The sequence below is a fragment of the Sorangium sp. So ce185 genome (genome assembly GCF_051526825.1).
In the GTDB taxonomy this organism is placed as follows: domain Bacteria; phylum Myxococcota_A; class Polyangia; order Polyangiales; family Polyangiaceae; genus Sorangium; species Sorangium cellulosum_D.
Window position 1 is genome coordinate 8,488,727 of sequence record NZ_CP150316.1, and the last position, 23,792, is coordinate 8,512,518.

General features: G+C 73.3%; 14 protein-coding genes. 6 read left to right on the forward strand and 8 right to left on the reverse strand.

What is annotated here, in order from left to right:
• Positions 1–79: 79 nt before the first annotated feature.
• From WMF26_RS31095 to WMF26_RS31105, 3 genes are all read right to left on the reverse strand, one after another.
• Positions 80–1,576 (reverse strand): protein kinase domain-containing protein, encoded by a 1,497-nt coding sequence (locus tag WMF26_RS31095; protein ID WP_437995644.1) that lies wholly within the window; start codon positions 1,574–1,576, stop codon positions 80–82.
• Between the two features lie 161 nt (positions 1,577–1,737).
• Positions 1,738–2,625, reverse strand: a complete 888-nt coding sequence (locus WMF26_RS31100; protein WP_437995645.1) for a LolA family protein — start codon at positions 2,623–2,625, stop codon at positions 1,738–1,740.
• A gap of 118 nt (positions 2,626–2,743) precedes the next feature.
• The gene (locus WMF26_RS31105; RefSeq protein WP_437995646.1) at positions 2,744–4,633 is read right to left on the reverse strand and encodes an HTH domain-containing protein; all 1,890 of its coding nucleotides are present in this window, start codon (positions 4,631–4,633) and stop codon (positions 2,744–2,746) included.
• A gap of 730 nt (positions 4,634–5,363) precedes the next feature.
• On the opposite strand from WMF26_RS31105, the gene WMF26_RS31110 reads away from it, so the two are divergent.
• Entirely contained in the window at positions 5,364–5,756 is a 393-nt protein-coding gene (locus WMF26_RS31110; RefSeq protein ID WP_061623019.1) for a hypothetical protein, read from the forward strand.
• A 255-nt stretch (positions 5,757–6,011) separates the two neighbouring features.
• On the opposite strand, the gene alaS is transcribed toward WMF26_RS31110, so the two are convergent.
• The 3 genes from alaS to WMF26_RS31125 form a co-directional block, all read right to left on the reverse strand.
• Positions 6,012–8,765 carry an alanine--tRNA ligase gene (alaS, locus tag WMF26_RS31115; protein ID WP_437332003.1) on the reverse strand — a complete coding sequence of 918 codons (2,754 nt, stop codon included), beginning with the start codon at positions 8,763–8,765 and terminating at the stop codon, positions 6,012–6,014.
• Between the two features lie 229 nt (positions 8,766–8,994).
• Positions 8,995–9,810, reverse strand: coding sequence for a HEAT repeat domain-containing protein (locus WMF26_RS31120; protein ID WP_437995647.1), 816 nt, complete (start codon positions 9,808–9,810; stop codon positions 8,995–8,997).
• Positions 9,811–10,120: 310 nt separating this feature from the next.
• Positions 10,121–12,391 (reverse strand): TIGR04551 family protein, encoded by a 2,271-nt coding sequence (locus WMF26_RS31125; protein WP_437995648.1) that lies wholly within the window; start codon positions 12,389–12,391, stop codon positions 10,121–10,123.
• A 530-nt stretch (positions 12,392–12,921) separates the two neighbouring features.
• On the opposite strand from WMF26_RS31125, the gene WMF26_RS31130 reads away from it, so the two are divergent.
• The 3 genes from WMF26_RS31130 (at position 12,922) to WMF26_RS31140 (ending at position 18,077) form a co-directional block, all read left to right on the forward strand.
• Positions 12,922–15,057: an OmpA family protein gene (locus tag WMF26_RS31130; protein ID WP_437995649.1), complete on the forward strand. Its 2,136-nt coding sequence runs from the start codon at positions 12,922–12,924 to the stop codon at positions 15,055–15,057.
• Between the two features lie 138 nt (positions 15,058–15,195).
• The gene (locus WMF26_RS31135; protein ID WP_061626026.1) at positions 15,196–15,987 is read left to right on the forward strand and encodes an OmpA family protein; all 792 of its coding nucleotides are present in this window, start codon (positions 15,196–15,198) and stop codon (positions 15,985–15,987) included.
• A gap of 539 nt (positions 15,988–16,526) precedes the next feature.
• Complete coding sequence (locus WMF26_RS31140; protein ID WP_437995650.1) at positions 16,527–18,077, forward strand: ATP-binding protein; 1,551 nt, start codon at positions 16,527–16,529, stop codon at positions 18,075–18,077.
• 62 nt (positions 18,078–18,139) lie between these two features.
• On the opposite strand, the gene WMF26_RS31145 is transcribed toward WMF26_RS31140, so the two are convergent.
• On the reverse strand, positions 18,140–18,703 hold the full coding sequence (locus WMF26_RS31145; protein ID WP_437995651.1) for an RNA polymerase sigma factor: 564 nt from the start codon (positions 18,701–18,703) through the stop codon (positions 18,140–18,142).
• Between the two features lie 173 nt (positions 18,704–18,876).
• Between WMF26_RS31145 and WMF26_RS31150 the strand changes: the two genes are divergently transcribed.
• Positions 18,877–19,065: a hypothetical protein gene (locus WMF26_RS31150; protein ID WP_437995652.1), complete on the forward strand. Its 189-nt coding sequence runs from the start codon at positions 18,877–18,879 to the stop codon at positions 19,063–19,065.
• Positions 19,062–19,673, forward strand: a complete 612-nt coding sequence (locus WMF26_RS31155) for a methyltransferase family protein (protein WP_437995653.1) — start codon at positions 19,062–19,064, stop codon at positions 19,671–19,673. Before WMF26_RS31150 ends, WMF26_RS31155 begins: the two co-directional genes overlap by 4 nt.
• A 141-nt stretch (positions 19,674–19,814) precedes the next feature.
• On the opposite strand, the gene WMF26_RS31160 is transcribed toward WMF26_RS31155, so the two are convergent.
• Positions 19,815–23,690: a protein kinase domain-containing protein gene (locus tag WMF26_RS31160; RefSeq protein ID WP_437995654.1), complete on the reverse strand. Its 3,876-nt coding sequence runs from the start codon at positions 23,688–23,690 to the stop codon at positions 19,815–19,817.
• Positions 23,691–23,792: the final 102 nt, after the last annotated feature.

The following is a 23,792-nucleotide window of genomic DNA, read 5'->3' on the forward strand; positions in this document are numbered from 1 at the left end:
GCGACGCCGCTCGCGGCCGGACCGGCGCCCTCGGGCGCGGCTGGCCGCGGGCGCGCGGCGCCTCGGGCGATGGCGGCGGCTACCGTCGCTGCCAGGGGTCGACGATCTCGCGCGCCCGGTGCGGCGCCCGACGCGGCGCCGAGCGCGCCGGCGGGTCCTTCCGCGCCGCGGACGCCGCTGGCGCCGCCGTGCCCGAGGGCGCCGGCGAGGGCGGCGCCGTGTCCACGGCCGGCGCGCTCTCGGGGACGAGCAGGCGATCCGCCACGGGCGTCGACGCGCGGGCGACCTCCACCGGCGGGGCCGTGATCGCCGGCGCGGGCGCGACAAGCGCGGGCTCGACCGGCGCGACCACGGCGCCAGCACCCTCCTGGCCGACGGGGCGCAGCGCCGTGAGCGCGGCCGTCCCGCTGAGCACGAAGAGCGCGCCGCACGCCAGCAGCCAGCGCCGCGTCGCGCTCGCGCGCGGCCTGCGGGCGTCGCGGACCTCGCCGGCCGCGGCGGCCGTGAGCGTGCCGGGCTGGGACGGATCGGGCAGCGGCGTGAGCGCGTCCTCCCGCGGGGCCGCGCCCCGATCCTCGGACCCCTCGGACCACGAGAGCGCGCCGACGTCGCCCGGCCCCGAGACCTCGGCGGCGCCGGCCGGCGACAGCCCGAGCAGCGTCCCCGTGCGCGACGCGGCGGGCGGGGGCCGCGGCACGGAGGGCGCGGGCAGCGGGATGCCGAGGTCGCCCGCGGCCGCCACGAAGGCGTGCGCCATCTCCTGCGCCGACTGGAACCGCTGGGACCTCTCGCGCGAGAGCGCGCGCAGGAAGAACCCGTCGAGCTCGGCGGGCAGATCGCTCGCGAGCTGCGTCGCCAGCGGGATCGGCTCGACGAGGATCCGCGACAGGACGGCGCCGAGCACGTCGCCCTCGAACGGGAGCTTGCCCGTGACCGCGCGGAAGAGGATGACCCCGAGCGACCAGAGATCGCTGCGCGCGTCGAGGTCCTTGTCGCCGCGCGCCTGCTCCGGGCTCATGTAGAACGGCGAGCCCAGGAGCTCGCCGGTCTTCGTGGTCTCGCCGCTGAGGAGCTTGCCCGCGAGCTGCTTGGCGATGCCGAAGTCGAGGACCTTGACGATCTCCTCGTCGTCGTCGACGCGCGCGAGGAACAGATTGCCAGGCTTGAGGTCGCGGTGGACGAGCCCGGACTCGTGCGCGCGGCGCAGCGCCTTGCCGGTCTGGACGGCGATGCGCGCCGCGTCCGCGAGGGGGATGCGGCGGACCCGCCGCAGGCGGCGGCTGAGGTCCTCGCCCCGGAGCAGCTCCATGACGAGGTACGGGACGCTCCCCTGGATCCCGTAGTCCTGCACGCTCACCACGTGCGGGCTCTCGAGGTTCGCCGCGGTGCGCGCCTCGCGGTAGAAGCGCGCGCGGAACTCGGGCGAGGCCGCGTGCTCCGGGTCCATGAACTTGATCGCCACCGGCGCGCCCAGCTGGACGTGCCGCGCCGCCCACACGGAGCCCATCCCCCCGCGCGAGAGCGGCTTCTCCAGGCGGTACTTTTCGCCGACGATCGTTCCCGGCTCGACGTCCATCGCCGACTCCTCCCGCCGAGGCGAGGTGAATTGGGCAGATCTAGACGTTCGAGCGAGCGGCGTCCATGCCGTCTGGCGAGCACAGCAGGCCGGCGGCCGGCGCCCCCGCGAGGTGCGCAGTTGGTTTGTGGCTCCCTCAGGGACCGCCTGAGCGCGCGGACTCAGTCCTGGCAGTCGACATAACGGCGGACGACGCCGCCGGGGATCGGCTGGGTGAACGCCCCGGAGAGGAGAGGCGGATTCCACTTCGCCTCCTTGTATTGAAAGATGACGTCGTCCTCCGTGTTGGGCACCCGCATGCGGATCGAGCGGGGGACCTCGGCCTCGCAGGCGCCGCCGCTCGGCGGGATCGGATCGTCGATCCCCTCCGGGTCGACGCGCGGCGGCGCGGTGCGGATGACCCCGTGATTGCTGAGCTCGGCGTGATAGAGGTCCATCCCCCGCTGCGCGACCCGGACCTGCCGGACGCGCAAGCGCTGCTGGCTCCACGGCAGGCGCCAGTCGTCCGGGCGCGGCTCGAGGTGGATCTCCTCCATCGCGTCGCGGGTGCTCTGGATCAGCACTCGGTAGAAGCCGTCGCCGTCCCAGGCGATCGAGGCGCCGTGCGGCTCGTGGGCGAGCACGGGCGCCTCGCCGCGGAGGAGCGAGACGAGCGCGTGCCCGGGGATGGGCACCTGGGTGAGCCGCGCCAGGTTGCACGCGCTCGCGGGCCCATGCAAAAGCTGCTTCTCCCCGACATCGAGCATCTGGAACAGGGTGCCATTCGACGTGAGCGTGTAGAGCGTCGCGCCGAAGGGGCTCACCACATCGAAGCGGACCCGATCGGGATTGACCGCCAGGATGTACACGTCACCGCGGATCCTCCCCTGACGCGAGAAGTGGTCGATCTTGGCGGTGCCCTGGACGCCGTTCACGCAGGCATACGTGTCCTTCATCCGGGCGAGCGCCGCGTCGGCGGTCGGGAACCGGGATGGCGGCGGATCCACGGCGGCACAGCCGGTCACGAGCACGGCGAGGGTCGCGGCCCAGGCGATCGCGCGATGGCGCATGGGCGCGGACGCTGACAAGGATCGCGGAGCCCGTCAACCGCGGAAGCGGCGAGGGAGCCGAAGAGGGGCGCCGCGCGCCCGGCCGGAGCGAGCCCCGGCCGGAGACGCGCGGCCGAGATCAGGACGCCCGGAGCGCCTCGAGCAGATCGACGTCCGGGATCGCGACCGGCAGGCGGGCGCGGAGGACGGCGACGTCGTTGTCCTCGCAGACGCGAGCCACCGCCAGCCCGTCGAAGAGGGAGATGGGCGCGGTCCCGGGGATCGCGGCCTCCTCGCGCGCGCCGGAGAGCATCTGACCGGCGGTCAGGATCCAGCCGGCGGTCGCCGGACCGTAGTGGTGGAGCGAGCCGCGCAGCTCGGTGACCCGCTCGCGGCCGACCTCGCGGCCGTCCCGCCGGATGACCAGCGCCAGCTTGATCTCGTCGCCCGCCGTGCGGAGCGCCCCGGAGAAGTGGCTCTCGCCGCCCGGCGCCCCGGCGCGGCGCACCGCGCGCAGCTGGCCGAGGCCGATGCGCTCGAGGGCGAGGACACAGATCTCGACGAAGGCGTGGCCCGGGAGCTCCGAGAGCTTGCGCGCGAAGGCGCGCCGCGCGGCGTCGCGGTAGCGCTCCACGGCGGCGAGCGCCTCCTGCTCCAGCCGCGCCAGGTCGCCCGGGAGCAGCCAGTCGGTCAGCGCGATCCGGCCGCCGGCGAAGCGGAAGCGGGGCCGCTGCCCCGCGGCGGTGCGGCGCGCGTTGTCGGCGCGCACGGCGGCCGCGACCTGGGACTGCACGAGCTGCACGTCCCCGGCGAGCCGGCCGCGGCGCTGCGCCGTCTCCGCGATCTGCCGGAGCGACACCGCGCCCGCGTTCCGATCGAAGGTCGAGAGGATGCCCGCGACGGCGTCGGCCAGATCGCGGCCGGCCAGGTCGTCGAGCGCGTGCCCCTCACCGCCCGTGAGCTCGATCACCTGCGGGCCGCGGTAGACCGGCTCGGCGCCGAAGCCCTCGGCGCGCTCGACGCGCTCGACGCGCTCGACGCGGTCGAAGCGCTCGGTCCGGTCAGAGCGCTCGGTCCGGTCGGAGCGCTCGGTCCGGTCGGAGCGCTCGGTCCGGTCGGAGCGCGGCGGCTCGCGGCCGTTCTCGCGGCGCGCCTCGAACACCGGCGTCGCGACATAAGAAGGCAGCCCACCGGGGCTCGCGCTGGCCTCCGCGGTCCCGCGGCCGCGCCGACGGCGCCGGCGGCGGCGGCGGCCCTCGCCCTGCTCGCCCGACGAGCCGGGGGTGGCGCGGTCCTCACCGCCGAGGATCGGCTGATCGTCGTCGTCCTCCTCGTCGAAGAGCTCCGCGGCGCCGGCGACGGCCTCCGCCCGCATCGCCTCGTCCGGGCCCGGCGGCTCGGCGTCTTCGAGCTCGCCGTCCTCCTCGTCGAGGTACGCGCCGGCGGCCCGCGGGGACGAGGGCGCCGGAGGCGGCACGGGCTCGCGCGCTGCCGGGATCTCCACCCCGTTCATCGCGGCGGCGGCGGGCGCGGCGACGAGCGCCTCGTCCTCGTCCTCCTCGTCGTCGAGCGCGGGCGCGGCCTGCGCCGCCTCGCCCGCGGCCTCGGTCTCGACGTCGGCCGCCTCGGCCTCCACCTCGGGCTCGGCCGCGAGAGCCCCCGAGTCGCTCTCTTCCACCGCCTCGTCGTCCGCGGCCGTCTCGAACAGGGTGGGCTGCTCCTCGTCCTTGCGCGCCTTGGCCGCCTCGGGCTTCCCGCCGCGCTTCCCCTTCTTCCCGTCGAGCCCGGACTTGATCGTCTTCTCGTCCCACTCGCGCAGCGCGAAGACGCCCGGCTTCACCCGCACCAGGGGGTTGTCCGCCGTGTCCTTCTTCAGCGTCGCCGCCAGGCGGGCGCCCATCGTGACCTCTGGGCTCTTGCCAACGTGGCTAAGGAGGTTCTTCTCGATCGCGATATCGGTGATCTCTTTATAGTGAAGCGGTCTACCGATGAGGCGAAGCACCTCGGCGGCTGCATCCGTGAACGTCATTTTGTTCGCCCTTCGGGGCGCGCCGCCCGGCGGGCGCCCTCGTCGTCCCCATCGCGGCCGCCCCGTCCACAGTGGCTGACGAAGCGCGCGGGATACCCCACCGCAGCCGGGAAACGCACATTCGCTCCCACTCGGCCACGACGCGCGGAACGGCCTGCTCGTAGCATGCTCGAGCGCCGCGGTCAACGGGCCGCGCGATCTGGCTCAAGATAAGCCGCTGGACGACCTCTGGGGCTGGAACCAGGGCGCGGCCGGCGCGAAGCCCGCGCCTGCCGCGCGGAAGCGGGCGTGCGGCGCGGGCGAGAGCGCGGCCGGCGCGGGGCGCGGGCCGCGCGCGAGCATCGATGTCGCCCGTGAGCGGCTGTCGGCCAGTCCGGAGCACGGGATATGGGAGCGGGAGATGGGCTTAGCGCTCGTCGCGGGGCGCGGCGGCTCCCGCGCGGCCGCGGCGCGAGCTGCGATGATGGAGAACGCGATTGGACGTGGCGCGCCACGCCGGCCAGCGCGAGAGCAGGAGCGCGCCGAGGACGGGAATGAGGCGCGCCGAGAGCGGGAGAGCCCTCCCGGCCAGGGCGCCGCCGCCGCGCCGCGGCGCGGCGCGCCCCGGCGACACCGCGCCGCCGGCGCGACCGCGACACCGCGCCGCCGGCGCGGCGCGGCGACAACAGAGCGGCGGCAACATCGCTTTTGCGCTTTGCCATCTGCCGGATAAGGGGGTTACGCTGCGTGGGTGGAGCTTTCGCGGCTTCTCGATGAGCTCACCCTGGCGGCCAACCGGGTCGGCATCGCCGTCCGGATGGAAGCGTTCGATCCGCACCTGTCGGACGCGCGCAATCCGCGGGGCGGGCTCTGCACCGTGCTCGGCCGCCGGGTCATCCTGGTCGACGCCAATGCGTCGCTGCCCGATCGCATCGCCACGGTCGCGGCCGCGCTCGCGCGCGTGGACCTGGAGTCCGTGTTCCTGCCGCCGATCGTGCGCGCGACCATCGGCGCCCACGCCCGCGGCGCGCGGCCGCCGGCGCCCGCCCCGGGCGAGCCCGTGCGCCTGCCGACGCGCCACGGCAAGCGCGGGAAAGCCTCAACGCTCCTCCCGCTCGCCCGCACCAAATGGCGTGACTCCTGATCGCGGCGGCGCCCCCCTCCCCCGGGCGCGCCGCCCTCGCCTCCCCCCTCGCGAGGGTGATGGCCGGATTTGAACATGAAGGCGGGAAGGCGGGAAGAAAAGATCAATGATCTTCCTGTCTTCCCGCCTTCATGAGAATCGCTCCGGGGCCACTTGGGCCACCGCCCTGGCGAGGGCTCCTCGCGCGGCGCCCTCGCCAGGGGGAGGGCGCCGGCGGGGGCTCTTCGCGCGCCGCCGCGCGCCGCGCGCTACGAGCTACGAGGTGAGCGCCCGCTCGACCTCGACGTACGTCGCGGCGATCGCCGCGTCGAGCTGCGCGACGTCGGTCCCGCCGGCCTGCGCCATGTCGGGGCGCCCGCCGCCGGAGCCGCCCACGATGCGGGCGATCGGCTTGATCAGCTCCCCGGCCTTGAGCCGCTCGGTCGCCGGCTTGGAGACCATCACGGCGAGCTGCGCCTTGTCGCCCACCGCCGCGCCGAGCAGCACCGCCGCGCGATCGCCGAGCTTGTCGCGCAGCTTCTCCGCCAGGTCGCGCAGCGCGCCCGGGTTGGTGCCGTCCGGCACCCGGCGCGCGAGCACCTTGATCCCGCCGATCTCCCGCGCGCCCTCCAGCATCGCGTCGATGCCGCCGCCGCCCCCGCCCTGCGCGGGGCCGGCGCCCTCCAGGATCCGCCGCTCGAGGTCCGCGACCTTCTTCTCGAGCTCCCGCTCGTGCGCCACGATCTTCCCGATCTTCTCGGCCAGATCGCCGCCCTGCGCCTTCGCGACCTGCCGCGCCCGCGCGAGCTCGGCCTCGACGCCCCGGGCGTACGCGAGCGCGTTCAGCCCCGTCGACGCGAGGATCCGGCGCACCCCCGCGGCCACGCCGCCCTCGCTCGTGATCTTGAACAGCCCGATGTCGCCGAGCGCGCGCGCGTGCGTGCCGCCGCAGAGCTCCACCACCTCGGGCGTCATCGTGAGCATCCGCACGGTGTCGCCGTATTTCTCCTCGAAGATCGCCATCGCGCCCCGCCGCCGCGCCTCGTCCATCGGCAGGATCTCGGTCGTCACCTTCGCGTTCGTGAGGACCTTCTCGTTCACGAGGTCCTCGATCCGCGCGATCTCCTCGCGGGTGAGGGGCCGGTTGTGCGTGAAGTCGAAGCGGAGGATGTCCGGGCCGACCCGCGAGCCCTTCTGCTGCGCGTGCTCCCCGAGCACCTTGCGCAGCGCCCAGTGCAGCACGTGCGTGGCCGAGTGGTTGCGGCGCGTCGCCGACCGCGCCGCGTGGTCCACCTCGAGGTGGACGCGCTGGCCCACCGCGATCGCCCCCTCGCGGACCACGCCCTCGTGCACGACGAGCCCCGCGACCGGCTTCTGCGCGTCCTTCACCTCCACGCGCGCCCCGTCCGCCGTCAGCTCGCCGCTGTCGCCGACCTGGCCGCCCGACTCGGCGTAGAACGGCGTCTCGCGGACGACGATCTCGACCGCTTCCCCCGCCTCCGCGCGCTCCACCAGCGTCCGCACCTTGCGCGCCCGGTCGCCCTCGCCCTGCACCTCCACCCGGAGGATCGCGGCGATCTCGCTGTCGCCCTCCTCGCGCTCGTAGCCCGTGAAGACCACCGGCTGCGCGAGCTTCGCGCGCGCCTCGCGGTGCGCGGCGTCCACGGCGGCGTTCGGATCGATCGGGCCGTCCGCCTCGGCGGCGCCGCGGATGACCGCCTCGGCCCCCTGGACGTCGACGTCGAAGTTCGACTCGGCGCAGATGACCTGCGTCAGATCCAGCGGGAATCCGTAGGTGGTGTAGAGATCGGCCGCCGCGGCGGCCGGGAGCGTCCTCTCGCCCGACGAGCGCATCTCGTCGAAGCGCTCGTCCAGGATCTTCATCCCGCGCTTCAGCGTGGAGCGGAAGCGGATCTCCTCGTCCTCGGTGACGCGGGCGATGAGCTCGCGCCGATCGCGCAGCTCCGGGTACGTCTCGCCCATCCGGCGGACCACCTCGAGCGCGACCTCGTGCAAGAACGGCCGATCGATCCCGAGCCGGTGCCCGTGGCGGATCGCGCGGCGCATCACCCGGCGGAGCACGTACTCGCGCCGCTGCCGCTCGGGCATCACGCCCTCGGCGATCAGGAACGCGGTCGTCCGCGCGTGATCGGCGATGACCCGCATCGACACGTCGTCGTCGGCGCTCCCGCCGGTGTACGGCTTGCCGCTGAGCTCCGCGGCCTTGTCGACGAGCCCCCGGAGCAGGTCGGTGTCGTAGTTCGCCGTCACGCCCTGGAGCACGCTCGCGATCCGCTCCAGGCCCATGCCGGTGTCGATGCTCGGCGCCGGCAGCGGCACGAGCGGGCCGTCCTTCTCGGCGCGCTCGTACTGCATGAACACGTTGTTCCAGATCTCGGTCCAGCCCGTGCCGTCGATGCGCGGCTCCTCGCCGAAGCGCGAGACGTCGGGCTCGTTCCCGTGGAAGAAGTGGATCTCCGAGCAGGGGCCGCACGGGCCGACGTCGCCCATCGTCCAGAAGTTGTCGGCGAGGCCCAGCCGCAGGATCCGATCGTCGCCGAAGCCGGTGACCTTGCGCCAGATCGCCGCGGCCTCGTCGTCGGCCGGAAAGCCCCCCTCGCCGTTGTAGATGGTGACCACGAGCCGCGACGGGGGGACGTCGTAAACCTTGGTCAGGAGCTCCCACGCGAAGGCGATCGCGTCTTCCTTGAAGTAGTCCCCAAAGCTGAAGTTGCCGAGCATCTCGAAGAACGTCTGATGGCGCGCGGTCACGCCGACGTTCTCAAGGTCGTTGTGCTTGCCGCTGATCCGGATGCACTTCTGGCTCGAGGCGGCGCGCTGGTAGGGGCGCTTGTCCTTGCCCGTGAAGACGTCCTTGAACGGCACCATACCCGCGTTCACGAACATCAGCGTCGGATCGTTCTGCGGCAGGAGCGGCGCGCTCGGGACGACCTCGTGCCCGCGCTGGGCGAAGAACTCGAGGAACGTGCGTCGGATCAGATCGGAGCTGGCAGGCGTTGCGATGGGCATAGGAGGAGGCGCGGTCTAGCACGACCGGAGAGCGGCATCCGCCCGCTCGAGGGGGCGAGCCCGGCCGCCGCCGCGAGGGCTGGAGGCCCGGGTCGACCCCCGCCGGCGCGGGCGCCGGCCGATCGAGCGCCGCGGAGCGCTGGTCGAGCGCCGCGGCGCGCTGGTCGAGCGCCGCGGCGCGCTGGTCGAGGACCGCCGCGCGCTGGTCGAGCGCCCGCGGCGCGCCGGGTCAGCGGCCGGCGGGGATGACGCTGCTGCCCGAGGCGGCCTCGAGGGCGAGCGGCGCCCGCTGCAGCGCGCTCTCGATCGCCCCCGCGACGGCGTCGGTCTGCAGCTGGGCGAGCTCCCGCCGGCCGCTGGCGCGCCGCGCCTCGGCGACCGCCTGGGCCGAGCCGGTCATCGAGCCCTTCAGCGTCTGGCTCGGCATCTCGCGGATCACGAACTCGACCTTGGCCGCATACCCGATGCCGTCGGCCCCGTGGCGCTTGCTCAGGTGCGTGACCGAGCCGTCCAGCGTGAACGCCGGCAGCTTGCGGCTCTTGCCCTCCGCCGCCACGTCCGCGCCGTCGGCCACGATCTCGATGTCGGCGAACTGCATCACCCGGTTGCGCGTCTGCTGCTTGAGGAGCGACCCGAGCATCGCGTCCTTCACGCCCGAGCGGTTCTCGAACTTGCCCAGGCTGACCAGGAAGCGCGCCTTCGCGGACAACTTGGAGAGCCGCTCGATGGCCGCCTGGATCGGGCGCTTCTGGCTGGGGGTGGACTCGACGGTGAGCGCCGCCTTGAGCGCCGGGACCGCCGCGGGGTTGCCGAGCGCGCCGAGCGCGGCCGCGGCCGAGGCGCGCACCGCCGGGTGCGGATCCTTGAGCGCCTTCTCGAGGGCGGGCCGCGCGCCCGGGCTCTTCGATCGGCCGAGCGCCAGCGCCGCCGCGACCCTCAGCCGGTAGTCCTTGCCGACGGCGATGTCGCGGAAAGCGGAGGTGTCGGCGTCCTGCGCGCTCGACAGGGACGTCGCGCCGAAGACCATCGAAGTCGCCAAGAACATCGCAATGAAGAGACGACGAACCATCACGTCCCTCCGGAGATCGGCGGCCCTCGCCACCCGCTCTCCTCGGTGAACCACGGAAATCTCGCGACGCGCCTGGCGTCCAGACGGTCTTATCCTTGGCCAGGACGGTCGCGAGATCAAGGCCCCTTTGGCCCGCGATGGCTCATGCAGGAGGCGTGACGAGCCCGGCAGACGTCGTCGTCACACGCCGGAGCGCTCCGGTCTACCGCCCGGAGCGCTTATTTCCAGACACACTGCCACGGTTGAGCCTGGATCGGCTGACCAGCTCAGAAATCGGCTGACCAGCTCAGAAGAGGATACCGAGATACCAGCGCACCGTCTGTGCGGTCTCGAGATCGATCGGCTGGAGGTTCTTCTCCCCCTGGAGCTGGCCGAGCCCACCGAGCGGGAACAGCACGCCGTACTGCACCGCCGTGTAGAAGCCGCCCATCTTGTCGGGATCGTCGTTGAGCGTCCCGTCCTTCGACTGGAAGTACAGCTGCCCGTTCAGCTCGATGCCGAGATCCCTGGCGTTCCCGGGCGCCTGCACGAACTCCGAGGCGCGGCTCCAGATGGCCGCGGCGCCGAGGCCGGCGCGCTGGCCGTTCTTGTCACGAGCAAAGTCCCAGTCCACGCCGGGGCGGAAGTAATAGGCCCCCTGGACCCGAGACAGGATGTTCCTGAACAGGATCTGGTCGACGCGGTAATCCGGGTGGAAACGGAAGGTCGAGTAGGTGCGATCGGTCGAGTTCTGGGGGTCCATGCCCCCCTCGCCGACGGGCTTCAGGGAGGGCACGTCGTCGTCGCCGGTCGCGTAGCCGAAGCCGAAATGGATCCGCAGGCGGCCTTCCATCTCGGTGAGCTCGGCCTGGGTCGCGATCCCGAACTGCCGGACGCCCCAGCCCGTGTCCTCCGGCGAGAGGGCGTTCGCGTAATCGTTCTCGTCCTGCCCGCGCAGGTCGAGGGACCCGTAGATCATCGCCGCCTCGAGCTCGAAGCGGAACTTCTTGTAGAGGAGCTGGAACCACACGTCGGGGATGACCATCTCCGCCCCCCGGTGCACGTACCCGCTCGCGACGTTGTCGATGGTCTGGCCGAGCGAGGCGCCCTTGTCTTCGGCGCCGGAGCTGCCGGTGTTGTCGTTCGCCAGGGTCTGCTTCCGGTAGGCGAAGTAGACGCCGCCGTTCATGACCGCGTTGCCGCGGGCGAGCTCGAGCTTCTGGAGCTCCGGGTTCTTGCGGCGGACGGCGACGAACACGTACTGATCGACGTCATCGGACTGGGCGAGGTCGTAGGGCTGGCCCTCGAGCTCCTGGAGGGAGGCGCTCGTCGCGCCCTCGTTGGCCCAGTCCCACGCGCCGGCGAAGTAGATGTCGTATTTCTTGATCCCCGTGACGAACATCAGCCGATCGACGGTCGACTGGTAGTCGGAGTCGTGCCCGTCGCCGCTGTTCGCCACCATGCCGAGGCCCCAGTGGTTCGGCATCCGGCCGAAGCGCAGGAGGCCCACGGGGGTCATGTACTCGCCCCAGATCCGCTTGACGGAGATCGAGTCCCTGGTCGAGTTGATGCCGGCGCTCGGCGCCCACTGGGTGCTGGAGAAGGCCCCGAGCGGCGAGTACCCGCCCCGGCGGGCGACCTCGTAGCCGCCGCGGCCGCTCGGCTGGTTGGCGTAGCCCTCCGGGGTCGAGCCGAGCACGACGTTGTCGAGGAGATCGACCTGCGAGAGGATCCGCAGGTTGTCGCTGATGTGCAGCTCGGGGTTGAGCCGGAAGCGCATGTTCGCGCCGGCCTGGGTGTCGCTCTTGCACCAGTGGAACTCGCGCGAGCCGCCGCTCGTGGTCTCGCTCGGGTCGCAGAGGTTGACGAAGTGGCTCGAGTCGTAGGAGTTGTCGGCCGGCTGCGGCCAGAGCGCCGCGTTGCGCTTGTCGACGCGGCCGAGGGCGAAGCTGTTGAAGAGCTCCCACCGGAGCCGGTAGTAGCCGTGGAACTCGAACGTCGGCCGCGCGTGGGACCACCAGTCCTCGGCGTACACCTCGCTGGGCCGGGCGCCGATCTCCCCCTGGGTCGCCTTCCGCTCCGTCCCCTCGGCGGCCGCCGCGGGCCCCTCCGAGGCGGCCGGCCTGGCCGGCTGGGGCGCGGCCGGCGCGGCCGCGTCGGCCGGCGGCATGAGCGGCTCGCGCGTCGGCGCCGGGGGCTCGAGCGCCTCCACGTCGCTGCCGCCGACCGGCGCCGCGCCGGGCTGCGCCGGGGTCGCCCCGGGCTGCGCCGCGCCGGGCTGCGCCGGCGGCGCGGTGGCCGCCCCGGGCTGCGCCGCGCCGGGCTGCGCCGCGCCGGGCTGCGCGGGGGCCGCGGTGGCCGCGCCGGGCTGGGCGGGTGCGGCGCCGGGCTGCGGAGCAGGAGCGCCGGGCTGCCCGGCGGGCGGCTGCGCCGCCGGCGGCTGGGCCGGCCGGCGCGCCGGCTGGGCGGACGCGGAGGACGCGCCCAGCACGAGCGCGAGCGCGAGGCCCGACCGGAGGCGACGGCGAGGGGTGCCAGGGCTGCACGACGTTCCCGTAGACCGCGACGAGATGGGCATCTGCTTGGTTTCGTTCGCGCGTTTGGCCCCGCGCGCAGGATGAGGTTGATGTTCCGAGCTCTCGGCGGCCCGGAGGCCGGGCGCCGATGTCTCATGCCCGGCTTGTGTGGTCAAGGCGCCGCTCGGCCCCGACCCCTGGAACCCGCCCCCCGGAACGCCCCCGGGCGCCCCCGAGCCGGCGCCCCGCCGCGCGCGCGCCCGGCGCCGCCCCGCCGCCCCCGACCGCGCCCGTCCCGCCGCCCCCGACCGCGCGCCCCGACCGCGCCCGTCCCGCCGCCCCCGACCGCGCGCCCCGACCGCGCCCGTCCCGGCGTCCCCGACCGCATGCAGCGGCTTCTTTGAGCCCTCTTGGAATTCTGCGCATGATCCGGGAACATCCACCGCGTTGCGTTGGATGCCGCCGCGCGCGCCGGCTGCCGTACTCGCCTCACCGTCCGCGCGAAGCGCCTCCGTCCCAGCGAACGTCCATCCTGGAACGGCCGTGCGCTGCCGGAGGCTCACCGACCGGGAAGATGCCTGAAAGGGGATAGATGAGAACGCTGCGAGCGCTGTGTCTGCTGTCGATCGTGGGCGCTGGGGTGGGGCTCGCCTCGGGCGCGGCGCGCGCGCAGGAGGCGGTCCGCGAGGGGGAGTTCTCGGTGCAGCGGTTCGAACCGGCGCCGGGCTCGAGGAACTACCTGAGCGTCGAGGGCGCCCGGATGGAGGCGTCGCTCGGGATCACGGCCGGCCTGATGTTCGACTACGCCCGGGAGCCGTTCGTCCTCGAGAGCTGCGTCTCGACGACCGACTGCTCCTCCCCGGACGCCCGGGACCACCGGGAGCTGCCGGTCATCTCGGACATGCTGACCTGGAACCTGCTGGCCTCGATCACGCCGACGTCGTGGCTCCAGGCCGGCCTGCGCTTCCCGGTCGCCTACGTGAGCGGCCAGGGGGTCGACGCCGCCACCGGCGCGGCGGCCGCGGAGGGGCTGAAGGCGTTCGGCGCGGGCGACCCGACGCTCGAGGCCAAGGTGCGGTTCTTCGGCGGGCCGCGCGATCCGCTGGTGCTCGGCGCCGCCGCCGACGTGAGCTTCCCGCTCGGGCACGCGACCAGCGAGGGGAGCTACCTCGGCAGCTCGTCGCCGGTGACCGCGGGGCTGCGCCTCATCGTGGACGGCAGCGCGGGGCCGCTGTCGTTCGGGCTCAACCTGCGCGGCAAGCTGCTCCCCGAGGCGGCGCGGATCGCCTCGACCGAGGTCGGCCCGGTCGAGTTCCGCTACGGCGGGGCGCTCGGCTACCAGATCACCCCGTCGCTCCGCGTGCTCGCCGAGGGGTACGGCGCGACGCAGTTCAGCGCGCAGGGCGGCACGAACTCGCTCGAGGTCGACGGCGCGCTCCAGATCGCCCCGCGCGACCTCGGCCTCGTGTTCACGGTCGGCGGCGGCGCGGGCGTTGTCGAGGGCATCGGCGTGCCCGTGGCGCGCGGCATCGCGGGGATCCTCTTCGTGCACGAGCCCGGCGACGGGGACGCCGACGGGGTCGGCGACGCGGCGGACCAGTGCCCCGCGCTGCCCGAGGACCGCGACGGGATCGCCGACGAGGACGGCTGCCCCGAGGACGACGGCGACGGGGACGGCATCCCGGACGAGAGCGACCGCTGCCCGGCGAAGGCGGAGGTGATCAACGGGCTCGACGACAAGGACGGCTGCCCCGACGAGGTGGCGGATCGCGACAAGGATCGGGTCCCGGACGCGCAGGACAAGTGCCCGGATCAGGCGGGCCGGGTGCTCCTGCCCGCGCATTACGGCTGCCCCGACAAGGACGAGGATGGCGTGCCGGACCCGATCGACAAGTGCGTCGACGCGCCCGAGGACACCGACGGGTTCGAGGACGAGGACGGCTGCCCCGACCCGGACAACGACCGCGACGGCGTGCTCGACCAGCAGGACGAGTGCATCGACCAGCCCGAGGTGAAGAACGGCTTCAAGGACGAGGACGGCTGCCCCGACGAGCTCCCCGACAGCGACGGGGACGGGATCCCGGACGACAAGGACCGGTGCCCGAAGCAGCCGGAGAACCTGAACGGCGTCGAGGACCTGGACGGCTGCCCGGACCGCGGCGCGAGCCTGGTGCAGGTCGGCGACGAGGACATCAAGATCCTCCAGCGGGTCGAGTTCGCGCTCAACAACGACAAGATCCAGGGCGCGCAGAGCTTCGCGGTGCTCGACGCCGTGGCGTCGGCGCTGAGCATCCACCCGGAAATTTTCAAGGTGGAGGTCGCTGGCCACACGGACGACGCCGGGCCGGCGGACATGAACCGCGCGCTGTCGCAGCGGCGCGCCGAGGCGGTGGTCGCTTACCTCGCGAGCAAGGGCGTCGACCGGGCGCGGCTCGTGGCGCGGGGCTACGGCCCGGACAAGCCGATCGACGACAACAAGACCGCCAAGGGCCGCCAGAAGAACCGGCGCGTCGAGTTCGTCATCGTGCACTCGGTGAAGAAGCCGCAGCAGGCGTCCGGGGAGCCGGGGGCGGCGGCGCCGTCGCCGGCGGCGCCGTCAGCGCCGCCCGCCGCGCAGGCAGCGCCGCCCGCCGCGCAGGCAGCGCCGCCCGTCGCGCCGGCAGCGCCGCCGCGGGCAGCGCCGCCGGCGGCTCCGCTGCCGCTCGCGCCTCCGCCGCCGAAGCCCTGATCCGGCCTGTCCTGCGGCGGAGGGCCGCGTGGACGGGCGGATCTCGCCGTCCTCTCCTCTGGATCTCTCGGCCGAGCTGAGCGAGGCTCCCGCCCGCAGCATCCCGCTCCGCGGGACGGAGCCATGGAGAAAGCGCTCATGAACCGGACACTCATTGCACTACCCCTCGTGCTGTCGTCGCTGTTCGCCGCGGGCTGCGGCCACTCCGAGCAGGAGTGGAAGGCGCAGCTCGGCAAGTACAACGACCTCCAGAAGCGGAGCCAGAAGAGGGAGGCGGAGCTCGAGAAGGAGCTCGCCGACGCGAAGCAGCGCGTCGAGGAGCTCGAGAAGAAGCTCGCGGACCAGGGCGCCGACATCTCGAAGATGAGCTCGACGCTGGAGGACCGCGAGAAGGCGCTGGCGGAGTACAAGGCGCGCGCGAAGCAGCTGGAGGCGATCCAGGCGCGGTTCGACCTGCTCCGGAAGAAGCTCGAGGAGCTGACCAAGCTCGGCCTGGAGGTGCGGGTCCGCAGGAACCGGATGGTCATCTCGCTGCCCGGGGACGTGCTGTTCGACTCCGGGAAGGACAGCCTGAGCAAGGACGGCCAGGAGATCCTGAAGAAGATCGCGGACGTCATCCGGGGCGACAAGTCGCTTGTCGATCGCGACTACCAGGTCGCGGGGCACACGGACAGCCAGCCGTACAAGAACGGCCCGTTCTTCGACAACTGGGGGCTTTCGCTGATGCGGGCGCGGTCCGTGCTGCTGTTCCTCATCGGCAAGGACGGCCGTCTGCCGACGCGCCACTGGAGCGCGGCCGGGTTCGCGGACACGGACCCCGTGGCGGACAACACCACGCCGGCCGGCAAGCAGAAGAACCGCCGGTGCGACCTGGTGGTGGTGCCGGACGTGGACGAAATGCTCGACCTGACGAAGCTCGCCACGAAGTGAGGGCGGCGCGAGAGCGGGGCTCGCAGGGCGGGCCCCGCGCGCGGCGCGGGGGTGGCGCGGCCGGCAGATTCGTGACTCAGCTTACGTCAGCGTAAAAAGTTGGGCGATTTCGGGGACCTGGCTCCTGGGTCGACCACAACGCGTTCTGGTGCCGGGCGACCGGGGCCGCCGGCGACCACAACGCGTTCTGGTGGCGGGCATCCGGGGCCGCCGGCGACCACAACGCGTTCTGGTGTCCGGGTGTCCGGGGACGCCGGCGACCACAACGCGTTCTGGTGTCCGGGCGTCCGGGGACGTCGTTGACCACAACGCGTTCTGGTGCCCGGGCGTCCGGGGACGCCGGTGACCACATCGCGTTCTGGTGCCCGGGCGTCCGGGGACGTCGGTGACCACATCGCGTTCTGGTGCCGGGCGTTCGGAGACGTCGATGACCGCAACGCGTTCTGGTACCCGGGTGTCCAGGGTCGCGAACGACGGGCGAACGCCACCACCAGGGCACGCTGGCCACTTCGCGCTCCGCTCTCTAGACTCGCGCTGCGATGCCCCGCTGGTTCAACACGGCAGGCCCCTGCAATCCGGCCGATCACTACATGCTTCCGCCCGAAGAGCGGCTGCCTGGCGTACGCGACCTCATCGACCGCAAAGCCTATTTCGTTCTGCACGCGCCGCGGCAGATCGGGAAGACGACCTCGCTGCTGACGCTCGCCCAGGCGCTCACGCGCGAAGGGCGCTACGTGGCGCTCCTCGTATCGGCAGAGGTCGGCGCCCCATTTCCGGACGACCCCGGTGCTGCGGAGCTCGCGATGCTGAGCGAGTGGCGCGGCCTTGCCGGCTCGCAGCTACCGGCCGAGCTCCAGCCGCCGCCGTTCCCGGACGCGCCCCCCGGGCAGCGCATCGGGGCCGCCCTGCGCGCCTGGGCACAGGCCGCGCCGCGGCCGCTCGTCGTCTTCCTCGACGAGATCGACGCCCTGCGGGATGTCACGCTCATCTCCGTCCTGCGCCAGCTCCGGAGCGGCTATCCAGGCCGCCCGCACGGCTTCCCGCACGCGCTCGCGCTCATCGGCCTTCGCGACGTGCGCGACTACAAGGTCGACTCCGGCGGCGGCGACCGACTCGGCACCTCGAGCCCGTTCAACATTAAGGTCGAGTCGCTCACGCTGCGCAACTTCACCCGCGACGAGGTCGCCGCCCTGGTTGCCCAGCACACGGCCGAGACGGGCCAGGGCTTCCAGTCGAGCGCCGTGGATCGCGCCTTCGAGCTCACCCAGGGCCAGCCATGGCTCGTCAACGCGCTCGCCCGCCAGCTCGTCGATGTCCTGGTCAAGGATCGCGCGCAGCCCATCACCGCCGCGGACGTCGATCGCGCCAAGGAGATCCTGATCGAGCGGCAGGACACGCACCTCGACAGCCTGGTCGAGCGGCTGCGCGAGCCGCGCATCCGCGCCGTGATCGAGCCCATGCTCGCCGGCGGTACCCTCGGCGACGTGCCCGAAGACGACCGGCGATTCGCCGTCGATCTGGGCCTCGTGCGCCGCGCAGCGGAGGGCGGCCTCGTCATCGCCAATCCCATCTACCGCGAGATCATCGTACGCCAGCTCACGAGCGGCGTGCGCGACTCGCTGCCTCGTATCCCGGCGACCTGGCTCACCCCCGATGGCCGCCTCGACGCCGATCGCCTCCTCGACGCCTTTCTCTCCTTCTGGCGCCAGCACGGCGAGCCGCTCCTCGGCGCCGCGCCTTATCACGAGATCGCGCCGCACCTCGTCGTCATGGCCTTCCTCCACCGCGTCGTGAACGGCGGCGGCACGATCGAGCGCGAGTACGCCATCGGTCGGGGCCGGATGGACCTCTGCGTCCGTTACGCCGGCGAGACGCTCGCGATCGAGCTCAAGGTCTGGCGCGATGGCCGCCCCGATCCCCTCGCCGAGGGGCTCGCCCAGCTCGACGAGTACCTCGCCGGGCTGGGGCTCCAGCGCGGCTGGCTCATCCTCTTCGATCAGCGCTCCGGACAGCCCCCCATCGCCGAGCGCACGCGCCGCGAGCACGCGTCGACCCCCGCCGGCCGCGAGGTCGTCGTGATCAGGGCCTGATCTCAGCCATCCAGCAGCGACCCCCGCTCGCGCGGGCGATGCTCGTCTGTCCGTTCTGCCAGCTACGGAGCCTGCGGGCAGCAGCCTCGCTCGTCGCAGCCGCACTCCGAGCAGGACCGCGCCGTCGTCGTCCCGCAGTGTTCCTCCAGGCGATCCCTCAACGCCTTACGGGCGCGGTGCAGCCGCACCATCGCGTTGCCCGGCGTGACACCGAGCTCGGCCGCGACCTCCGTGACCGCGACACCGTCGACGATGACGCGCTTCAAGATGAGCGCGTACTCGGGCTTCAATCGATCGGCCTGGACGAGCACGCACCCGCAGTCGACGCCATCCTCCTCGACGGAGGAAAGCTCGAGCTCATCGACCGGGAGCGCCACGTCGTGCTTCTTGCGCAGCTCGTCGAGGAGGACATTGCGCACGACCCGCCCCACCCACGCCGCGGCTCGTGCCGGGTCGCGCACCTGGTCGCTCCGGACGAGCGCCCGCTCGAGGGCGCGCTGGAGCACCTCCTCGGCGTCGACGCCTGCCCTGGCCCTGCGTCGCACGCTCTCCAGCAGCGCGCCGCGCTGAGCGGCCAGGGCTTCGCGCACGGCCAGGGCCGCTCCGGTCAGCTTGTCGGGGTCCATGGACACCTCCGATTCTGCTCACGGCGGGCTCTTCTCTCAACCCTCCCAGAAAATTTTGCGGCGCTGCGAGGCGGGCGAGGCGGGCCTCCGCGAGCCGCTTCGGCGTCGGCTCGCGGCATCGGCGTAAGGTTGGAGGGGTCGGCCCGTCGATCCTTGCGAGGTGGAGGCCCGCGATGGAGATGATCAACGAGGCGAGCTGCGATCGCTGCACGAGCTGTTCCTCGGATGCAGAGGAGGAGCGAGGACACCCGGGGCACGTGGAGCGAGCGCTTCGGTTCGAGGACCTGACGGTCGGCTGGAACATCGTCGAGGGCGTCGTCGCCGCCAACCCGGTTGAACGGCAAGATGGGAGTTTGAGATGAATCGTCCCTGGTTCGCCCTTGTTCTGTACGGCATCTACATGGCGCTCGCGTTCGGATGGCGGTCGCTCCGGCAGCGCCGCGCGACTGGATCGACGGGGTTCCGCGGCATCTCGGGGCCGCCAGGCTCGCTGCCCTGGATCGGCGGCGTGCTCTTCGCGGTCGCGATGCTCCTCGGCCTGGCCGCCCCGATCGCGGAGCTCGCCGGCTGGATCGGGCCGCTCGCCGAGCCTGGCAGCCTCGTCGTCGGGCTCGGGGCGGTCGCGATCCTCGCGGGGATCCTCGGCACGCTGTGGTCCCAGGGGGCGATGGGGGCGTCGTGGCGCATCGGCGTGAGCGAGGCGGAGCGCACGAGCCTCGTGACCCGAGGGCCGTTCGCCGTGGTGCGGAACCCCATCTTCAGCTTCATGATGCTGGCTGCGCTCGGGATGGCGCTCATCCTCCCGAACGCCGCTGCGCTCGCCTCGTTCGCGGCGCTGGTCACCGCGATCGAGCTGCAGGTCCGCGTGGTCGAGGAGCCCTACCTGCTCCGCACCCACGGCGAGGCCTACGCCGCCTACTGTGCGAGGGTGGGGCGCTTTCTGCCGGGCCTCGGCCTCACCCGCCGATAACGGCGATTCGGCAGCTTACGCACCAGCGCAGGCACGCTGTCCCCAGCATTCCGCATCCCCACAACGACGATGGCAGGAGCTCGACATCACCAGCGCCAGTGAGCGTACGGAGATGTCGATGCGCTGGCCCCTGCGCACCGCTCAGCTGCCACCCCACTGCCGCGCGAGCTCGAGCGTGCGCGCGTTGTCCGGAACGTCGCGGAGGAAGCGCTCGCGCCACGTCGGGTCGCTGAGCTTGTCGGCGCGCGCGAGCAGCGCGGCCCTGGCCGACGCGATCGCGGCCATCGCCTCGGCGCGCCTGCCGCTCGCGTCGAGCGCCTCGGCGTAGGTCAGCCGGACCAGCGACTCGCCCTCTTCGAGGGTGCCGAACGACTCCAGCACGGAGTTCGCCTCGGCGGCCGTCGTGACAGCCTCGTCGACGCGCCCGAGCCCCAGCAGCGCGCGCGCGAGGACCGCGTACGCTTGGACGCCGAGCGTCGGGGCGCTCTGCGAGCTCGCCGCCGCTGCGCGCGCCTCGCCCTCGGCCGCCTCGAACTCGCCGGCGGCGAGGGAGATCTTCGCAAGGTAGCACCGCGCAGAGAGCTCCATGCGCACCAGCCCCGCTTGCCGGCACGACGCCGCGGCGGACTCGGCCAGCGACCGCGCCTCGGCCAGCTGACCGCGCGACGCGAGGGCCTGCGCGAGGCACGCCTCCGCGAAGAGCTTCAGCTCCTGCAGGTGCATCCGGTCAGCCTCCGCCAGCGCCGCGCGCAGCATCGACTCCGCCCTCGTGAGATCGCCGAGCTCAGCATAGATGCTGCCCGCGTTGACGCGTGTGCTGCATGCGTTGCGGCGATCGCCGGCTTGCTCGTAGGCACGGCTCGCGGCTTCCATGCCGTCCGCGCTGGCGACGAGATCGCCCGTGCAGACGGCGTGAGCAGCGCGCGCCTCGTGAAGGTGCGCGGCCGCCTCGACGTCGAGCGCGCCGGCGCTCGCATAGGCGCGCTCGACGATGTCGAGCAGCGCGCGCCCTTCTGCGTAGCGACCCACCATCGACAGCACCGCCGCGCCATCCGCAAGGCAGATGAGCTTGACGCTCTCCGCGCCGGCCATGGCGGCCGTGCTCGCGACCACGCTCATCCAGCGCTCGGCGTCATCGAACCGGCCCAGTTTGTACGACGCGAAGACCACCTGCGTGACGGCAGAGAACCACTCCGTCGAGCCGCGCTCGATCCGCTCGGCCGCTTCGAGGCCCCTCTCCAGGGCCTTGGAGACATCAGCGCGCCAGAGGTGCGCCTCGGCCTGGGCCCGGCGGAGCCTGCCGGCGACCTCTGGCGCCGCCCCACAGCCGATGCCGCGGTCGGCCCGCTCGATCACCGCGGCGAGGTCGCCGCCCCGGAGCGCCTCGTCCGCCGCGCGCAGGTACGCGTCCGCCGCCCGCGCCGGCGCGCCGCCGATCTCGAAGTGCTCGGCCAGCGCCATGGCGTCGGCGCCTCCGGCCCGGTCCAGCCAGTCGCCCGCGAGGCCGTGCCCGACGCGGCGATCGCGCTCGGTGAGCATCTCGTACGCGGCCTCCCGCACCAGCGCGTGCCGGAACTCGTACTCCACCTCGCCCGCGATGCGCGCCTGGGGCCGCCGCCGGATGAGCTCGCGGCGGGAGAGCTCGGCGAGGTGCCACACCACAGGCGCTCCGCCCACCAGGGCCCGGGCCCCGCCCTCCCAGAACGTCTCGCCGAAGACGCTCGCCGCCCGCAGCACGCGCCGCTCCTCGACGTCCAGCGCCTCCAGCCGCGCCTGCACCAGCGCCAGCGCCGTCTCGGGCAGGCCCGCGCTCCGGCCCTCGGCGACGGCGCGGATCTGCTCCTCCAGCACGAACGCATTGCCCTCGGCGCGTGCGAGGAGCTTGTCGACCTGGTCGGCGTCGACGGCGTCGCCGAGCACCTCCCGGACGAGTCGCTCGCCCGCGCGCCGCGGCAGCGGCGCGAGGCGGAGCCGGAGCCCGTGACGCTCGCTCCAGAGCGTGGGGAAGAGCTCGTGAACCTCGGGACGGGCGAGCGCCAGCACGAAGAACGGCAGGCGCCCGGCGCGCCGGAGCGCGGCGTCGACGAGGGTCACCGTGGGCAGGTCGCCCCAATGCAGATCCTCCAGCACGAGGAGCACCGGCCTGCGCTGGCATTCGGCCCAGACGAAGTCCTCGAACGCCTCGCGGAGGCGATCGCTCATCAGCATCGGGCTCTGACGGGCCGTATGCAGCTGCACATCGCCCGCGTCGGAGAACTTCGCCCCCACGAGCTCGCCGAGGAACGCCGCGACGTGCGGGGCCTTGGCCCCGAGCGCGCCGAGCCGCTCGACCCGGGCAAGCACCTTGTGCCGCCGCACCTCGATCGGCTCGTCGTCGAGGATGCCCATGGCGCGGCGGAGCGCCTGGGCCAGCAGGCCGAACGCGGAGCCGGCGGCCATCGGATCGGCCCTGCCGACCCAGACCTCGGCGCCCTCGCGCTGCTCCTCGCGGCCGCGGAGGAACTCCCAGGCGAGGCGCGACTTGCCGATGCCCGGAGCGCCCACGACGACGACGGCGCTCGCGGAGGGCTCATCCACGGCGTGGCGCCACTCGGCCTCGAGCAGCGCGAGCTCGCGCTCTCGCCCCACGCACGGCGTCGGCTTGCCGAGGAGCCGCGGGACGGTGTCCGGCTCCTCCTTCGGGCCACGGAGCCACGCGCCTTCGTCCACCTGCGCCATGTCGAAGGACCTGGCGAGCAGGCCCGCCGTCGCGCTGTCGAGCCGGATGCCCGGCTCCGGCACTCGAGAGCGCTGCGGAAAGAGCTGCACGACGCGGTCGATCAGCGCGCCGACCGGCAGGCGACCGGCGACCTCGGCCATCCCTGTGGCGACGGACACCGGAACGCCCCCGAGCTCTGCGCGCAGGGCGAGCGCGCAATGGGCCGCGCGCGCGGCGAGATCCGTCGGGGCCTCGGCGCCGGACAGCGCGACGAGCAGCCACCGCGACTGCAGGAGCTCGAGGCGCCCGCCGTGGCGCGCCGCGACCTGGCGCAGCGCCTCGGTTCGCGCGGCGCCCTCGGCCTCGGAGAGCGTCGCGTCCGCCTCCGCGCCGCCGCCTTCGGCCAGGATGACGCAGATAACCCGGCGCTCCGCGGTGGTGATCTCCACGCGCGGCGCGGGCGGCGCAACGGTCTCGCGCGCTCCGCCGGGGAGCCCTGCCTGCGCCAGGGCGGCGAGCTCCTCGGCGACGGCGGCGCCGTCGCGCGGCCGGTGTTCCGCCGGCTTCGACAGCATCCGGGCCACGAGCCGCTCGAGCGGCTCCGGGATGCCGTCGCGGAGCTCGCCGAGCCGCGGCGGATCTTCCAGGACGACCTTCATGATCAGCGAGAGGGCGTTGTCGCCCACGAAAGGCGGGCGCCCCGCGAGGCACTCGAACAGCAGGCAGCCGAGCGCGAACACGTCGGCGCGGGCGTCGATCGTCGGCTCGCCGCGCGCCTGCTCGGGGGCCATGTACCCGGGCGTGCCGAGGATCGCGCCGGGCGCCGTCAGGCTCCGCGCGAGCCGGAGGTCGCGCGCGATGCCGAAGTCGAGCAGGGTGGCGCGCTCGACGGCGCCGCCCACGAGCATCAGGTTGCTCGGCTTCAGGTCGCGGTGAACGACGCCGAGCCGGTGGACCGCGCCGAGCGTCGCCGTTACCTGCGCCGCCAGGGTCGCGCTCTCGGCGATCGAGAGCGGCCCCTGGGCGAGCCGCTCCTCCAGCGTCACGCCGTCGAGCCACTCCATGGCCAGGTACGGACGTCCAGCGCCGGTCATCCCGTGCGCCACGTACTGCACGACCCCCGGCAGCCGGAGCGCGGCGAGCGCCTCTGCCTCCCGCGAGAACCGGCTCAGGTCGCGCACGTTCGCGCTCTGCAGCACCTTGAGCGCGACCGCCTGCCCGGACAGCCGGTCGCGCGCGCGGTACACGTCGCCCATGCCGCCGGAGCCGGCGAGCCGCTCGATCTCGAAACGATCCTCGACCACGTCCGCAGGGCGCATCGCCGTGCTTATGTACTTCGAGTGAGCCCCCGCGTGTGTTCCGTCGGGCGGCGCCGAAGGCCCTTCGCGCACGCGCCCCCGAGCCCCATGAACACGACGCCG

Coding starts and splice junctions, on each gene's coding strand:
- WMF26_RS31095 (WP_437995644.1), bottom strand. CDS start 1,576: ATGGACGTCGAGCCGGGAACGATCGTCGGCGAAAAGTACCGCCTGGAG.
- WMF26_RS31100 (WP_437995645.1), bottom strand. CDS start 2,625: ATGCGCCATCGCGCGATCGCCTGGGCCGCGACCCTCGCCGTGCTCGTG.
- WMF26_RS31105 (WP_437995646.1), bottom strand. CDS start 4,633: ATGACGTTCACGGATGCAGCCGCCGAGGTGCTTCGCCTCATCGGTAGA.
- alaS (WP_437332003.1), bottom strand. CDS start 8,765: ATGCCCATCGCAACGCCTGCCAGCTCCGATCTGATCCGACGCACGTTC.
- WMF26_RS31120 (WP_437995647.1), bottom strand. CDS start 9,810: ATGTTCTTGGCGACTTCGATGGTCTTCGGCGCGACGTCCCTGTCGAGC.
- WMF26_RS31125 (WP_437995648.1), bottom strand. CDS start 12,391: ATGCCCATCTCGTCGCGGTCTACGGGAACGTCGTGCAGCCCTGGCACC.
- WMF26_RS31130 (WP_437995649.1), top strand. CDS start 12,922: ATGAGAACGCTGCGAGCGCTGTGTCTGCTGTCGATCGTGGGCGCTGGG.
- WMF26_RS31135 (WP_061626026.1), top strand. CDS start 15,196: ATGAACCGGACACTCATTGCACTACCCCTCGTGCTGTCGTCGCTGTTC.
- WMF26_RS31140 (WP_437995650.1), top strand. CDS start 16,527: ATGCCCCGCTGGTTCAACACGGCAGGCCCCTGCAATCCGGCCGATCAC.
- WMF26_RS31145 (WP_437995651.1), bottom strand. CDS start 18,703: ATGGACCCCGACAAGCTGACCGGAGCGGCCCTGGCCGTGCGCGAAGCC.
- WMF26_RS31150 (WP_437995652.1), top strand. CDS start 18,877: ATGGAGATGATCAACGAGGCGAGCTGCGATCGCTGCACGAGCTGTTCC.
- WMF26_RS31155 (WP_437995653.1), top strand. CDS start 19,062: ATGAATCGTCCCTGGTTCGCCCTTGTTCTGTACGGCATCTACATGGCG.
- WMF26_RS31160 (WP_437995654.1), bottom strand. CDS start 23,690: ATGCGCCCTGCGGACGTGGTCGAGGATCGTTTCGAGATCGAGCGGCTC.